Source organism: Streptomyces sp. NPDC021019, from assembly GCF_044333295.1.
Classification (GTDB): domain Bacteria; phylum Actinomycetota; class Actinomycetes; order Streptomycetales; family Streptomycetaceae; genus Streptomyces.
In genome coordinates this window covers 794778-808386 of sequence record NZ_JBIRQR010000001.1, presented here as the reverse complement: position 1 = coordinate 808386, position 13609 = coordinate 794778, and the positions used below count along the sequence as shown (strand labels likewise).

Here is a 13609-nt window from a genome sequence, read left to right as displayed (position 1 = left end):
TCCCAGCGGACCCCGCCGCTCCGTGTGCCGCCGTGGCACCGCAGCGCGTCCGGTCCGCCGTCCTGCGTTGAAGAGCCGGAGGCAACACCGTGCCCGCGCACGTAGCAGAGAGTGATTCCACCCCCGATCCCACCGGTGCCACCGACCCCACCGGTGCCACCGACCCCTTGGCGCACGAGCGCGCCCATCTCGCCGCGTCCCGCGCCGCCCTGCGCGGGATGCGCGAGGACGTCCAGGCCCTCGACATCCGCGACGTCACCGCGAACTGGGTCAACGCCGCCGTGCTCCAGTCCCAGATCGACGACCGCATCAAGGCGCTCGCCGACCTCTCGCACACCCCGCTGTTCTTCGGCCGCCTCGACTATCTGCGCGCCGTCGGCGGCGAGTCGGCCGAGGGCACGGAGGGTGAGGGCGCGGAGGGTGAGGGCGCGGAGGGTGAGCGGTTCTACATCGGGCGCCGGCACGTCCACGACGCCGTCGGGGACCCCATGGTCATCGACTGGCGTGCGCCGGTCTCCCAGCCGTACTACCAGGCGTCCCGGAAGAACCCTCAGGACGTGGCGCTCCGCCGCCGCTTCGGCTACACCGCCGGCGAGCTGACCGCGTACGAGGACGAGCACCTCACCGACCCCGCCGAGGCCGAGCACACCAGCCGGCTGCTCCAGGCGGAGATCGAGCGGCCGCGCGTCGGCCCGATGCGCGACATCGTCGCCACCATCCAGCCGGAGCAGGACGAGATCGTCCGCAGCGACCTCGGCGGCACCGTCTGCGTGCAGGGCGGGCCCGGCACCGGTAAGACCGCCGTCGGCCTGCACCGGGTGGCGTACCTGCTGTACGCGCACCGCGAGCGGCTCGCCCGCACCGGCACGCTCGTCATCGGGCCGAACCGTTCCTTCCTGCACTACATCGAACAGGTCCTCCCCGCCCTGGGCGAGCTGGCGGTGAAGCAGGCCACCGTCGACGACCTGGTGCGCACCGGCGTCGAGGTCCGGGGCGAGGACGAGGCGGCCACCGCCGTCGTCAAGGGCGACGCCCGCATGGCCGAGGTGCTGCGGCGGGCGATCCGCTCGCACGTCACGCCGCCCGCCGAGCCCGTCGTCGTGGTGCGCGGGTCCCGGCGCTGGCGCGTGCCCGCGTACGAGGTCCAGGAGATGGTCGACGAACTGCTGGCCCGCGACATGCGGTACGGGGCCGCCCACGAGGCGCTGCCCCAGCGGATCGCGCACGCCGTGCTCGTACGGATGGAGGAGGCCGGGGAGGCCCCCGACGACCGGGTGCAGAACACCGTGGCCCGCAATCCCGCGGTGAAGGCGGCCGTCAAGGCCGTCTGGCCCGCCGTGGACCCGGCGAAGCTGGTGCTGCGGCTCCTCTCGGACGCGGAGTTCCTGGCCGCCCACGCGGAGGGCCTGCTGACCGAGGACGAGCAGAAGCGGCTCCTGTGGGCGAAGCCGGCCCGCAGTGTGAAGTCCGCGAAGTGGTCGGCGGCCGACGCCGTGCTGATCGACGAGGCGGGGGATCTCATCGTCCGTACGCACTCGCTCGGCCACGTCGTGCTCGACGAGGCGCAGGACCTCTCCCCCATGCAGTACCGGGCGGTGGGGCGGCGGTGCTCGACCGGTTCGGCGACCGTGCTCGGGGACCTCGCCCAGGGGACGACCCCGTGGTCCACGGAGAGCTGGAGCGAGGCGCTGTTCCACCTGGGCAAGGCGGACGCGGTGGTGGAGGAGCTGACCGCCGGTTTCCGCGTGCCGCGCGAGGTCATCGCGTACGCCTCCCGGCTGCTGCCCGTGATCTCGCCGGGGCTCGCTGCGGTGGAGTCGGTGCGTGAGTCGCCCGGTTCGCTGGTCGTCCGGGAGGTGGCGGGCGGTGCGGACGATCTGGACGCGGCCGGCCCGGCCGGCCCGTCGGATGCGCTGGACGCCGCCGTCGTCGCCGCCTGCGAGGAGTCCTTGCGCCACGAGGGGTCGATCGGGCTGATCGCCGCCGACGCCCGGATCCCGGCGCTGGGCGCGGCCCTGACGGCCGCGGGCCACGCGTATCTCGCCCCGGGTGAGGAGACGACCGCCGCGTCCCGGCTGACGCTGGTGCCCGCGTCGCTCGCGAAGGGCCTGGAGTACGACTACGTGGTGCTCGACGAACCGGCGGCCGTGGTCGACGGCGAGCCGGACGAGCGGACCGGGCTGCGGCGGCTGTACGTGGCGCTGACCCGTGCGGTCTCCGGGCTCACCGTGCTGCACGCGGCGCCGTTGCCCCAGGCGCTGGTGTAGCGGTATCGCGGAGGGGCGGGACCGCGGTGGGCAGGGTCGTCCGACCGTGTCCACCGTGGTCCCGCCCCGGGGTCCCTCAGGCGTCCAGCGCCTCGCGCCACTCCCGTACGGCTGCCGCGTCCACCGGGGCCGACCAGCCCCCGGGCCGGGCGGCGCCGCCGATGTGGACGGCGTCGATCCCCGCCGCCCGCAGCCGGGGCAGGTGCCTCAGGTGGAGGCCGCCGCCGACCAGGACCTGGGCCTGGTATCCCGGCTCGCCGGTACGGGCCGCCTCGGCCAGGAGGACCGGGATGCCGGAGTCCACCCCGTCCGGCGAGCCCGCCGTGAGGAACGTGTCGAGGCCGGGCAGGTCCGCGAGCTGCCTGCGCAGCGCGTCGCGGTCGGCGGCCCGGTCGATCGCCCGGTGGAAGGTCCACCGGCAGCCGTCCAGCTCGGCGACGAGCCGCTCGACGGCGACGAGGTCGGCGTGGCCCTCCCCGTCGAGGAAGCCGAACACGAATTCGTCGGCTCCCGCCTCCCGCATCTCGCGGGCCTTGCCGACCAGTACGTCGACGTCACCGGCGGCGAAGCCGTCCGCCACCCTGAGCATCACGCGCAGCGGGATGTCCACGGCGGACCTGATCGCCGCGAAGGTCTCCCGCGACGGGGTCAGACCGTCCGCGGCCATGTCGGTGACCAGTTCGAGGCGGTCTGCACCACCGGCCTGGGCAGCGACCGCGTCCTCCGCGTCGAGAGCGATCACCTCCAGGACTGCACGGTTGCTCATGGGTCCCCATTCCTCCGATACGCAGCTATAGGTCTAGTCCAATGGCCAGCCTACGGGTCGGTAGACGGGCGGCGCAGCCCTCTATCTGAACGCACGACCGCGACGACGCGCGAGCCGACCCCGCAGACGAGTGACGCGCTCCGGCGCGCCCACCGCCCCGGAGCGGGCGCACACCGGCGCGGAACGGGCGCATTCGCCACGGTCACCCCTTGCACTTCATAGGGGCGGGGGGTATATATGAGGAGAGAAAGAGATACCCCCTAGGGGTATCCGGACAGCTTCAGGGAGGACCCCGTGTCCGCGCACTCCGCCACCACCGCCCCCACCGCCGGCGGCACCGCCGCCGACACCGCCGCGGTCGAGCTCGCGATCGGCGGGATGACCTGCGCCTCGTGCGCGGCCCGTATCGAGAAGAAGCTCAACCGGATGGACGGCGTCGAGGCCACGGTGAACTACGCCACCGAGAAGGCGAAGGTCACCTACCTGGGCGCCGACGTGTCCGTGGAGGACCTGATCGCGACCGTCGAGGCCACCGGCTACACCGCCCGGCCACCCGCACCGCCCGCGTCCACCGCTTCCCCCGGGACCAAGGGTACGGAAGCGGCGGACGCGGCGGCGGAGAGCGAGGACGACGGGCTCACCTCCCTGCGCCAGCGCCTGATCACCGCCGTCCTCCTGGCCGTACCGGTGATCGCGATGGCGATGGTCCCGGCCCTCCAGTTCGACTACTGGCAGTGGCTCTCCCTGACGCTGACCGCACCGGTCGTCGTCTACGCCGCCTGGCCCTTCCACCGGGCCGCCTGGACCAACGCGAAGCACGGCGCGGCCACGATGGACACGCTGATCTCCGTCGGCACGTCGGCCGCGTTCCTGGGGTCGTTGTGGGCGCTGTTCTTCGGGACCGCGGGCATGGTCGGGATGACACACCCCTTCGAGCTGACCATCGCCCGCAGCGACGGCGCCGCGAACATCTACCTGGAGGCCGCGGCCGGGGTGACGGCGTTCATCCTCGCCGGGCGCTACTTCGAGGCACGCTCGAAGCGGAAGGCCGGGGCGGCGCTGAAGGCGCTGATGGAGCTGGGGGCGAAGGAGGTCACGGTCCTGCGCGACGGCGTCGAGACGACGATCCCGACCGCCTCGTTGCAGGTCGGGGACCGTTTCCTGGTCCGCCCCGGGGAGAAGATCGCGACGGACGGGACCGTCGTCGAGGGCGCGTCCGCCGTGGACGCCTCGATGCTCACGGGTGAGTCCGTGCCTGTCGAGGTCGCCGTCGGCGACACCGTCACCGGAGCCACCCTCAACGCCGGAGGCCGCCTCGTCGTCGAAGCCACCCGCGTCGGCTCCGACACCCAGCTCGCCCGCATGGCCCGCCTCGTCGAGGACGCCCAGAACGGCAAAGCCTCCGCACAGCGCCTCGCCGACCGCATCTCCGCCGTCTTCGTCCCCATCGTCATCGCCCTCTCCCTGGGCACCCTCGGCTTCTGGCTCGGCAACGACGCCGGCCTCACCGCCGCCTTCACCGCCGCCGTCGCCGTCCTCATCATCGCCTGCCCCTGCGCCCTCGGCCTCGCCACACCCACCGCCCTCATGGTCGGCACCGGCCGCGGCGCCCAGCTCGGCATCCTCATCAAGGGCCCCGAAGTCCTGGAGACCACCCGTCGCGTCGACACCATCGTCCTCGACAAGACCGGCACCGTCACCACCGGCCGCATGACCCTCCAGGCCACCCACACCACCGACACCACCACCGAGGCCGAAGTCCTGCGGCTCGCCGGCGCACTGGAGAACGCCTCCGAGCACCCCATCGCCCAGGCCGTCGCCACCGCGGCCCTCGACGCCACCGGCCCCCTCCCCACCCCGGAGGACTTCCAGAACGTCCCCGGACTCGGCGTCCAGGGCGTCGTCGAGGGCCACGCCGTCCTCGTCGGACGCGAACAGCTCCTGGCCGAGTGGGAGATCCGTCTCCCCGACCACCTCGCCGAGGCGAAGAAGGCCGCGGAGACCGCCGGTCGCACCGCGATCACCGTCGCCTGGGACGGCGAGGCGCGCGCGGTGCTGGAGGTCGCCGACGCGGTGAAGGACACGAGCGCCGAGGCCATCCGCCGGCTCCGCGCCCTCGGCCTGACCCCGATCCTCCTCACCGGCGACAACCGGGCCGTGGCGGAGTCGGTCGCGGCCGAGGTCGGCATCGACGAGGTGTACGCGGAGGTCATGCCGCAGGACAAGGTCGACGTGGTCAAGCGCCTTCAGGCCGAGGGCCGTTCGGTCGCGATGGTCGGGGACGGGGTCAACGACGCCGCGGCCCTCGCCCAGGCCGACCTCGGCCTCGCGATGGGCACCGGCACCGACGCCGCCATCGAGGCCGGCGACCTCACCCTCGTCCGCGGCGACCTCAACGCCGCCGCCGACGCGATCCGCCTCGCCCGTCGCACCCTCTCCACCATCCGCACCAACCTGTTCTGGGCGTTCGCCTACAACGTCGGCGCTCTCCCGCTGGCCGCCGCCGGGCTCCTCAACCCGATGCTCGCCGGAGCGGCGATGGCCTTCTCCTCCGTCTTCGTGGTCGGCAACTCCCTGCGGCTGCGCACCTTCAAGGGCGCATGAGGACCGCAGCAGCACGAGACCTGAGCGCGGCGGGACCTTCGGGACCCGCCGCGCTCGGGTGCGTCCCGTCGGTCGGCCGGACCAGGAACCCCGCGAGCCCGGCATGACCGGCGAACCACCCCTCAGGCGGGTACGAAACGCAGCCGGGTTCCCGGCACCGCCTGCGCCGCCGCGGCGAGGGCCCCCTCGGGGACGACGCCGACGACCGGGTAGCCGCCGGTCGTCGGATGGTCGTTGAGGAAGACGACGGGCCGGCCGTCCGGCGGCACCTGGACCGCGCCCAGGACCATGCCCTCGCTCGGCAGTTCCCCCGTACGGGACCGCTCCAGCGCCGGGCCCTCCGTGCGCAGGCCGATGCGGTTGCTGTGCGGCGAGACCCGGTAGGCGGCGGTGAGGAACGTACGGAGCGCGGCCCCGGTGAACCAGTCGTGGCGGGGCCCGGGATGGACCGGGAGCACCAGCTCGGCGGGGGCCCCGGGCCAGGGAACGGGACCGGCGGGCGGCGGCGGGCCGCCCCCCGCCGGATCGCCCAGCGGGAGCACGTCGCCCTCGCTCAGCGGGGCGGGCCCGAGCCCCGAGAGGAGGTCCGCCGAGCGGCTGCCCAGCACCGGCTCCGGCACCAGCCCGCCCGCGAACGCCAGGTAGCCGCGCAGACCGCCCTCGGCGGGGCCCGCGTCCAGCACCGCGCCCGCCGGCACCCGCACGGGCGCTCCCCACGCCACCGGCCGCCCGTCGACCGTCACCCCGCAGCCCGCCCCACCGACGACGGCCACCACCGGCCGGTCCGGGCGGACCGCGCACCCGGTGAACGTGGTCTCCAGGACGGCGGCGTCCGGCGGATTGCCCACCAGCCGGTTGGCCAGCCGGGCGGCGGGCGCGTCCAGCGCCCCGGCGCGCCCGACCCCGAGGTGCGCCCAGCCCGGGCGGCCCGCGTCCTGCACGGTGGTCAGCGCCCCGGCCCGGACGACGTACAGCCGGAAGCCGGCGGTCGGCGTCACCCTCCCGCCCCCACCGGCACGAATCTGACCGGCGTCCCCGGCGCGAGCAGCGCCGCCGGTTCCCGGGCCGGGTCCCACAGGACCCCCGGCTCCGGCATCCGCCCGACGAGCTGCCAGCCGCCGGGCGAGGGGCGCGGGTACACCCCGGTGTAGGGCCCGGCGAGGGCCACCGCCCCGGCCGGGACCCGGGTGCGCGGGGTCGTGCGCCGGGGCACGTGCAACGGCTCCGGCAGCCCGGTGAGATAGCCGAACCCGGGGGCGAACCCGCAGAACGCCACCCGGAACGCGGTACGGGAGTGCAGGGCGGCCACCTCACCGGCCGGGACGCCCCAGAGCGCGGCGACCTCGCCCAGGTCGGGGCCGTCGTAGACGACGGGGATCTCCACCGGGTCGCGCCCCTCCCGGCACGGCGGCTCCACCCGCCACGAGGCGAGATCCCGGGCGAAACGGTCCCGCGCGCCGGGCATGCGCCCTCCGCCCCCGCCTCCGCCTCCGCCTCCGTCGAGGATCCCGTCGATCAGGACGGTGCGGGCGGCCGGGACGATCTCGCGTACGGCGGGGAGTTCACCGCGCTCGCGGCGGCGGAGCAGCTCGGCGTGGAAGGCCTCGGCCTGCTCGCCGTCGGCCAGCTCCACGAGAAGCGCGTGCGGCCCGGCGGGAAGGACGCGGACCGGTGCGGAGCCGGGGCGAGCGCTGGGGCGCGGACCGGGCACGCTGCTCGCGCTGCCGGCCCGGTCGGCGGCGCCGGGGGCGTCGCGCGGGCCGCGGGCGCTCACGCGAACGCCCGTACCGTGACGCCCGCTTCCTCCAGCGCCGCCCGCACCCGGCGGGCGAGGGCCGCCGCGCCCGGGGTGTCCCCGTGGACGCAGAGCGAGCGCGCCGAGACGGGGATCCGGCTGCCGTCCGCCCCGGTCACCGCCCGCTCGACGGCCATACCGACGCTCCGGCGTACGACGTCGTCCGGGTCGTGCACCACCGCCCCCGGCTCACCGCGTGGGACGAGGGTGCCCCGCGGGGTGTACGCGCGGTCGGCGAAGGCCTCCTGAACGGCGGGCAGTCCGGCCTCGGCCGCACGGTCGAGCAGCCGCGAGCCGGGCAGTCCCAGCACGGCCAGGTCTCCGCCCGCCAGCCGGACGCCCGCCACGACGGCGGCGGCCTGGTCGTCGTCCCAGACCGCCCGGTTGTAGAGCGCGCCGTGCGGCTTGACGTACGAGACGGTGGACCCGGCGGCCTCCGCGAAGACCCGCAGCGCGCCTATCTGGTACGCGATCTCGGCGGTCAGCTCGGCGGGCGGCACGTCCATCGACCGGCGCCCGAAGCCGGCCAGGTCCCGGTAGGAGACCTGCGCCCCGATCCGTACCCCGCCGGCCGCCGCCGCGTCGCAGACCCGCCGCATCACGGAGGCGTCGCCCGCGTGGAAGCCGCAGGCGACGTTGGCGCTCGTGACACAGGCGAGGAGCGCGTCGTCGTCGGTCAGGGTCCAGTTGCCGAAGCCCTCGCCGAGATCCGCGTTGAGATCCATCATCACGGGCGCACGGTAATGACAGTTCGGCAGGGCGACAAGGGGCGGTCCGGGGGCCGGACGGGCGGCCCCGCGTCGTCCTGGAGCCGCCCGTCCTAGAGTCGTCCCATGACGGACAGCCCCCGCCCGCACGACGCCGCTTCCCACGACGCCGGCCCCGATGGCACCGGCCCCGACGGCACCGGTCCCGACGGGACCCCGCACCCCGAGGCCCCTTCCCACGACGCCGGCCTCCGCGACGCCGGCCTCCGCCACCGGTGGCGCGACACGCTGCTCGCCGCGCGCGCCGGGGCGGACGGCCCAGATCCGCTGCCGTACGCCGAGAACCTCCTCGCCCGCTGGGCCGAGCCGCAGCGCCGCTACCACACGACGGCCCACCTGGCCGCCGTCCTGGACGGCGTCGACACCCTCGCCGGGCACGCCGACGACGTACACGCGGTACGCCTCGCCGCCTGGTTCCACGACGCGGTGTACCGGCCCGACCGGACGGAGAACGAGGAGCGCAGCGCCGCCCTCGCCGAGCGGGCACTGGCCGAGGCGGGGGTGCCGGAGGCAGTGGTGGCGGAGGTCGCCCGGCTGGTCCGCCTCACCGTCACGCACGACCCGGCGGACGGCGACCGCAACGGCGAGGCGCTGTGCGACGCCGACCTCGCGGTCCTGGCGGGAGGCCCGCAGGAGTACGGGGCGTACGCGGCCCGGGTCCGGGAGGAGTACGGCTTCGTCCCGGACGGGGCGTTCCGGGAGGGCCGGGCGGCGGTGCTGCGGCAACTCCTCGACCTGCCACGACTGTTCCGTACCCCGCACGGCGCGGCCGTGTGGGAGGCGCGGGCCCGGCACAACCTGGCGACGGAGCTGGAGCTGCTGACCTCGTCCGGCGCCGGCTGACCCCGGGCCCGCCCCACCGACCGGGGACGATCGCCCGGTGACGATCGCCCGGTGAATGTTCCGGTTCGTTCACGGTGTCGTCCCGGTCGCGCCCTGGCCCGACCGGTGCAGCCCGGTGACCGCTAACGTCTCGCATCGCAGATGCACACACACGTCGGCATCGCGACCCGCTCCTCTTTCCGCTCAGACAACTCCACGGGGGTACAGCGACATGTCCAAGGGACCCGGCACGACGTTCGGCAGATCTTCCCGGCGGCGCATTCTGCGCCTGGCCGGCGGCGGGATCACCATGGCGGCGCTCGGAGCCGGGCTGACCGGCTGCGAGGACGAACTCGCGACGGGCGGCGAAGGCAGCACGCCGCCGCCGCGCAGCGCCTCCCCCGAGGACGGGAAGGCGTCCGGGGACGGCAAGGCCCCCGAGCCGCTGTGGACGAAGTCGACGTCGGCGCAGACCTACGGGGACAACGACGAGCTCGTGGCCGTGGACGGGGTGGTGATCGCGAGCGGCGACCCGCTGACCGCCTTCGACGGCGCGAGCGGCGAGGAGCGGTGGTCGCTGCCGGACGGGGCGGTGCCCGGGGCGCCGCTGCTGCTCGGCGACGGCACCCTGTACCTGGAGAGCGGCAAGTACGACGGCAGCGTCGCCGGCTACGTCCCGGGATCCGGCAAGGAGGCCTGGCGCAGCCGCCTCGGCAAGGAGTACCGGCAGCCGAGGCCGGTCGCGGTGGACGCGGAGCAGGTGTACGTCATCGCCGAGATCCTGGAGGCCGACGGTTCGTCCCACACCAATGTGATCGCCGCGCTGAACAGCGGCACGGGCAAGGTCGCCTGGAAGGAACAGCGCGACCTCGGCACCCAGCAGAACGGCGTCCACGCCGCCGTGCAGGGCCGCTATCTCGTCTACACCGACTTCAAGAACAACCTCACGGTCCGCGACACCGCCACCGGCAAGCAGGTGTGGACGCAGAAGACGACGAAGACGAGCTACGGGCCGTTCGTCGTCCATCAGGATCTGGTGATCGTCCCGCAGGGGCAGCGGCTCCAGGCCTTCGCGCTGTCCGACGGGTCCGAGAAGTGGTCGGTGCGGGCCGAGGAGTTCACCACCTTCCGGGAGCCGACCCTCCTGGAGGACGTGCTCTACATCGCGGACAGCGGCCGGACGCTGTGGGCCGTCGAGCCGGGGACCGGCAAGAAGATCTGGCAGTCCACGGCCCTCAAGGACGCGGGCGGGCAGGTGCCCCGGCAGTTCGTCAAGGTGGGCGGCACCCTCTACGGGGCCACCGACCTCGACAAGCAGGGCGGGGTCCACGCCTTCGACGCGAAGGCCGGCGGCCTGCGCTGGACGTTCAACGACGGGTCCGGCGACTACCACGCCTGGCTGGTGGCCACCGACGGCAAGCGCGTCTTCGCCCTGCACGGCAAGAAGCTGCACGCACTTCCCGCCTAGGCCGTGCGCCCTTGCCGCGTGACGCGGGTACGGCGTGACGCGGGTATGAAGCACGTGTGAACAGGCGCGCTCTCGTCCGGCGCCGGGAATGCGGAGGCGTTCTCCGGCGTTGGGACGAGTCATGCCCGACTCTCCCTCCCGCCGCGCACCCATGCCGCTGGCCGTATACATTCTCGGCCTCTCGGTCTTCGCACTCGGCACCAGCGAGTTCATGCTGTCGGGCCTGCTCCCGCCCATCGCCGACGACATGAACGTGTCGATCCCGCAGGCCGGGCTCCTCATATCCGCGTTCGCGATCGGCATGGTGGTCGGGGCCCCGCTGCTGGCCGTCGCGACGCTCCGGCTTCCGCGCCGCACCACGCTGATCGCGCTGATCTCGGTGTTCGGCCTCGGCCAGATCGCCGGTGCGCTGGCCCCGACGTACGAGATCCTCTTCGTCTCCCGGGTGCTGAGCGCACTGGCCTGCGCGGGCTTCTGGGCCGTCGGCGCGGCCGTGGCCATCGCGATGGTCCCGGTGAACCAGCGGGCGCGGGCCATGGCCGTGATGATCGGCGGCCTGTCCGTCGCGAACGTGCTGGGCGTGCCGCTGGGGGCCTTCCTCGGCGAGCACTTCGGCTGGCGTTCGGCGTTCTGGGCGGTCGGTGCGGCCTCGGCGGTGGCCCTGGTCGGCGTCGCCACGCGCATCCCGCACATCCCGCTGCCCGCGAGGAAGCCCGAGCTGAAGCGGGAGCTGGCGATCTACCGGGACCGGCAGGTCTGGCTGGCCATCGTGATCACCGCGCTCGCGGCGGGCGGGGTGTTCTGCGCGTTCAGCTACCTGGCGCCGCTGCTCACGGACGTGGCGGGCCTCGACTCGGGCTGGGTGCCGTGGATCCTCGGCCTGTTCGGTGCGGGCGCGCTGATCGGCACCATGATCGGCGGCCGGGTCGCGGACGCGCACCTCTTCGGGGTGCTGCTGAGCGGCATCACGGCGTCCACGGTGTTCCTGGTGGCGCTGGCCCTCTTCGCCTCCAGCCAGGTCGCGGTCATCGCGCTGGCGTTCCTGCTGGGCCTGTCCGCCTTCTTCACGGCCCCCGCGCTGAACGCCCGGATGTTCAACGTGGCCGGAGCCGCCCCGACGCTGGCCGGGGCCACCACGACGGCGGCGTTCAACCTGGGCAACACGAGCGGCCCGTGGCTCGGCGGCACGGTGATCGACCTGGACTTCGGCTTCGCGTCCACGGCGTGGGCGGGCGCGGCGATGACGGCCCTGGCGCTGGCTGCGGTGGGGGTGGCGCTGCACCTCCAGCGCGGCGGCGGCGAGGGCGGCCGGTCGCGTTCTCAGCTGATCGCGAGGAGCGCGGCGGCCTCTGAGGCCCCTAAGGAAGACCGCGCGGCGCAGGCCTCCCCTTCGGCCTCCTCAGCCCCGCGTCCGTCAGACGCCTGACCAGCTCCTTCGAGCCGATCTCCCGCGCCCCGGCCCGCACCGCGTCCGCGTAGTGCGCCTGAGGCACGTCGTAGTGGTCGCGTTCGAAGGCGCGCGGCGGGCAGCCGATCGCGGCGGCGAAGGCGTGCAGCTCCTCGAACGACACATCGCTGACCAGGTGCGACCAGAGGCGGCCGTGTCCGGGCCAGGTGGGCGGGTCGATGTAGAGCGTCACCGCCGCAGCACCTCGCCCAGCGCCCCCACCGGCGCCACCGCCACGGCCGCCTTGGCGCACACCCAGTGCGGGTCGGGCCCGAGCTCCGGCTCCACGTCCAGCGCGTGCGGCTCCTCCTCCGCCGAGCACGCGGGGCACAGCGGCCACCGCCCGTACCGCTCCAGCAGCGCGTCCTGCACGTCCTGGGCGACCAGCCCGGCCACGAACTCCGCCCCCTCGGGCCACTGCTCCACCCACCAGCGGCGGTGCGTCACCGCGTCCTCGACCAGCGAGACGATGTCCGCCTCGGCGACGCCGCCCGCCGCCAGGTCGGCCATGACGCGTGCGCGGGCGGTGTGCAGGGCCTGCTCCAGGGCGTTCAACTCCATGCCCCCATTGTGCGCCCGCGCGCGAGAGGCCCCGCCACGGGCAGTCCCGGGAGCACCGTTGGCGGCCCCGCCAGAGGGAGGGACCAAAGGGGGGTTGACGGGCCCCGGGGTTGAAAATATCTTTCAGATGTGACCAGTGACGTGAAGGAAATTTTCAGCGGCGACTCCCCGCCGGCCCCGGCGGCCCTGGCCGCCAAGGTCCGGACCCTCGCCCCCTCCATGACCCGCTCGATGCAGTTGGTCGCCGAAGCCGTGGCGGGCGACCCCGCAGGGTGCGCCGCCCTCACCGTCACCGGTCTCGCCGAGCTCACCGGCACCAGTGAAGCCACCGTCGTCCGCACCGCGCGGCTCCTCGGCTACCCCGGCTACCGGGATCTGCGCCTCGCGCTGGCCGGCCTCGCAGCGCACCAGGAGTCCGGCCGGGCCCCCGCCGTCACCGCCGACATCGCGGTGGACGACCCGATCGCCGACGTGGTCGCCAAGCTCGCCCACGACGAGCAGCAGACCCTCGCCGACACGGCCGCCGGGCTCGACACCGTACAGCTGGGGGCCGCCGTCGCCGCCGCGTCGACCGCCCGCCGCATCGACGTCTACGGCATCGGCGCGTCCTCCCTCGTCGGCCAGGACCTGGCGCAGAAGCTGCTCCGGATCGGGCTGATCGCCCACGCCCACATGGACCCGCACCTCGCGGTGACCAACGCCGTGCAACTGCGCGCCGGCGACGTGGCCATCGCGATCACGCACTCCGGCTCCACCGGCGACGTCATCGAGCCGCTGCGGGTCGCCTTCGACCGCGGGGCGACGACGATCGCGATCACCGGGCGGCCCGACGGGCCCGTGACGCAGTACGCGGACCACGTGCTGACCACGTCCACCGCGCGCGAGAGCGAGCTGCGCCCCGCCGCCATGTCGAGCCGCACCAGCCAGCTGCTCGTCGTGGACTGTCTGTTCATAGGCGTCGCGCAGCGGACGTACGAGACCGCCGCGCCCGCCCTGGCCGCCTCCTACGAGGCGCTCGCCCACCGCCACAACCCGCGCACCCGCTGACCGCCCCGCACCACCCGTACGCGTACGCGACCGAGAACACCGAGAACACCGAGAAAGCTGAGCCG

Annotated in this window: 12 protein-coding genes; 6 read left to right on the top strand and 6 right to left on the bottom strand. The window is 74.4% G+C overall.

The window, feature by feature from the left end; genetic code table 11:
• The first annotated feature begins 89 nt into the window (after window positions 1-89).
• Window positions 90-2267 carry a HelD family protein gene (locus ACH4RG_RS03730; protein WP_398161758.1) on the top strand — a complete coding sequence of 726 codons (2178 nt, stop codon included), beginning with the start codon at window positions 90-92 and terminating at the stop codon, window positions 2265-2267.
• A 76-nt stretch (window positions 2268-2343) separates the two neighbouring features.
• On the opposite strand, the gene ACH4RG_RS03725 is transcribed toward ACH4RG_RS03730, so the two are convergent.
• Window positions 2344-3033 carry a copper homeostasis protein CutC gene (locus tag ACH4RG_RS03725; protein ID WP_397918142.1) on the bottom strand — a complete coding sequence of 230 codons (690 nt, stop codon included), beginning with the start codon at window positions 3031-3033 and terminating at the stop codon, window positions 2344-2346.
• A gap of 294 nt (window positions 3034-3327) precedes the next feature.
• Here ACH4RG_RS03725 and ACH4RG_RS03720 point away from each other — a divergent pair, with 294 nt between their 5' ends.
• Entirely contained in the window at window positions 3328-5637 is a 2310-nt protein-coding gene (locus tag ACH4RG_RS03720) for a heavy metal translocating P-type ATPase (RefSeq protein ID WP_398539069.1), read from the top strand.
• A gap of 122 nt (window positions 5638-5759) precedes the next feature.
• Here the strand turns inward: ACH4RG_RS03720 and ACH4RG_RS03715 are convergent, their stop codons facing one another.
• Genes ACH4RG_RS03715 through ACH4RG_RS03705 form a run of 3 tightly spaced genes read right to left on the bottom strand, consistent with a single transcriptional unit; the run spans window position 5760 to window position 8157 of the window.
• Window positions 5760-6635 (bottom strand): biotin-dependent carboxyltransferase family protein, encoded by an 876-nt coding sequence (locus tag ACH4RG_RS03715; RefSeq protein WP_398539068.1) that lies wholly within the window; start codon window positions 6633-6635, stop codon window positions 5760-5762.
• The gene (locus ACH4RG_RS03710) at window positions 6632-7348 is read right to left on the bottom strand and encodes an allophanate hydrolase subunit 1 (protein ID WP_398539388.1); all 717 of its coding nucleotides are present in this window, start codon (window positions 7346-7348) and stop codon (window positions 6632-6634) included. Before ACH4RG_RS03710 ends, ACH4RG_RS03715 begins: the two co-directional genes overlap by 4 nt.
• Before the next feature lie 59 nt (window positions 7349-7407).
• On the bottom strand, window positions 7408-8157 hold the full coding sequence (locus ACH4RG_RS03705) for a LamB/YcsF family protein (RefSeq protein WP_397919235.1): 750 nt from the start codon (window positions 8155-8157) through the stop codon (window positions 7408-7410).
• Between the two features lie 108 nt (window positions 8158-8265).
• Between ACH4RG_RS03705 and ACH4RG_RS03700 the strand changes: the two genes are divergently transcribed.
• From ACH4RG_RS03700 to ACH4RG_RS03690, 3 genes are all read left to right on the top strand, one after another.
• Complete coding sequence (locus ACH4RG_RS03700) at window positions 8266-9042, top strand: hypothetical protein (protein ID WP_397918145.1); 777 nt, start codon at window positions 8266-8268, stop codon at window positions 9040-9042.
• A 211-nt stretch (window positions 9043-9253) separates the two neighbouring features.
• Window positions 9254-10489, top strand: a complete 1236-nt coding sequence (locus tag ACH4RG_RS03695) for a PQQ-binding-like beta-propeller repeat protein (protein ID WP_397927574.1) — start codon at window positions 9254-9256, stop codon at window positions 10487-10489.
• Between the two features lie 151 nt (window positions 10490-10640).
• A complete protein-coding gene (locus ACH4RG_RS03690; protein WP_397927816.1) occupies window positions 10641-11915 on the top strand; it encodes a Cmx/CmrA family chloramphenicol efflux MFS transporter in 1275 nt (424 codons plus the stop codon).
• On the opposite strand, the gene ACH4RG_RS03685 is transcribed toward ACH4RG_RS03690, so the two are convergent.
• Complete coding sequence (locus ACH4RG_RS03685) at window positions 11848-12129, bottom strand: DUF4031 domain-containing protein (RefSeq protein ID WP_397918147.1); 282 nt, start codon at window positions 12127-12129, stop codon at window positions 11848-11850. The two genes, ACH4RG_RS03690 and ACH4RG_RS03685, sit on opposite strands and share 68 nt — an antisense overlap.
• Window positions 12126-12497 (bottom strand): hypothetical protein, encoded by a 372-nt coding sequence (locus ACH4RG_RS03680; protein ID WP_397918148.1) that lies wholly within the window; start codon window positions 12495-12497, stop codon window positions 12126-12128. The genes ACH4RG_RS03685 and ACH4RG_RS03680 overlap by 4 nt, the downstream gene beginning before the upstream one ends.
• Window positions 12498-12626: 129 nt before the next feature.
• Here ACH4RG_RS03680 and ACH4RG_RS03675 point away from each other — a divergent pair, with 129 nt between their 5' ends.
• Window positions 12627-13544, top strand: coding sequence for a MurR/RpiR family transcriptional regulator (locus ACH4RG_RS03675; RefSeq protein WP_397918149.1), 918 nt, complete (start codon window positions 12627-12629; stop codon window positions 13542-13544).
• Window positions 13545-13609: the final 65 nt, after the last annotated feature.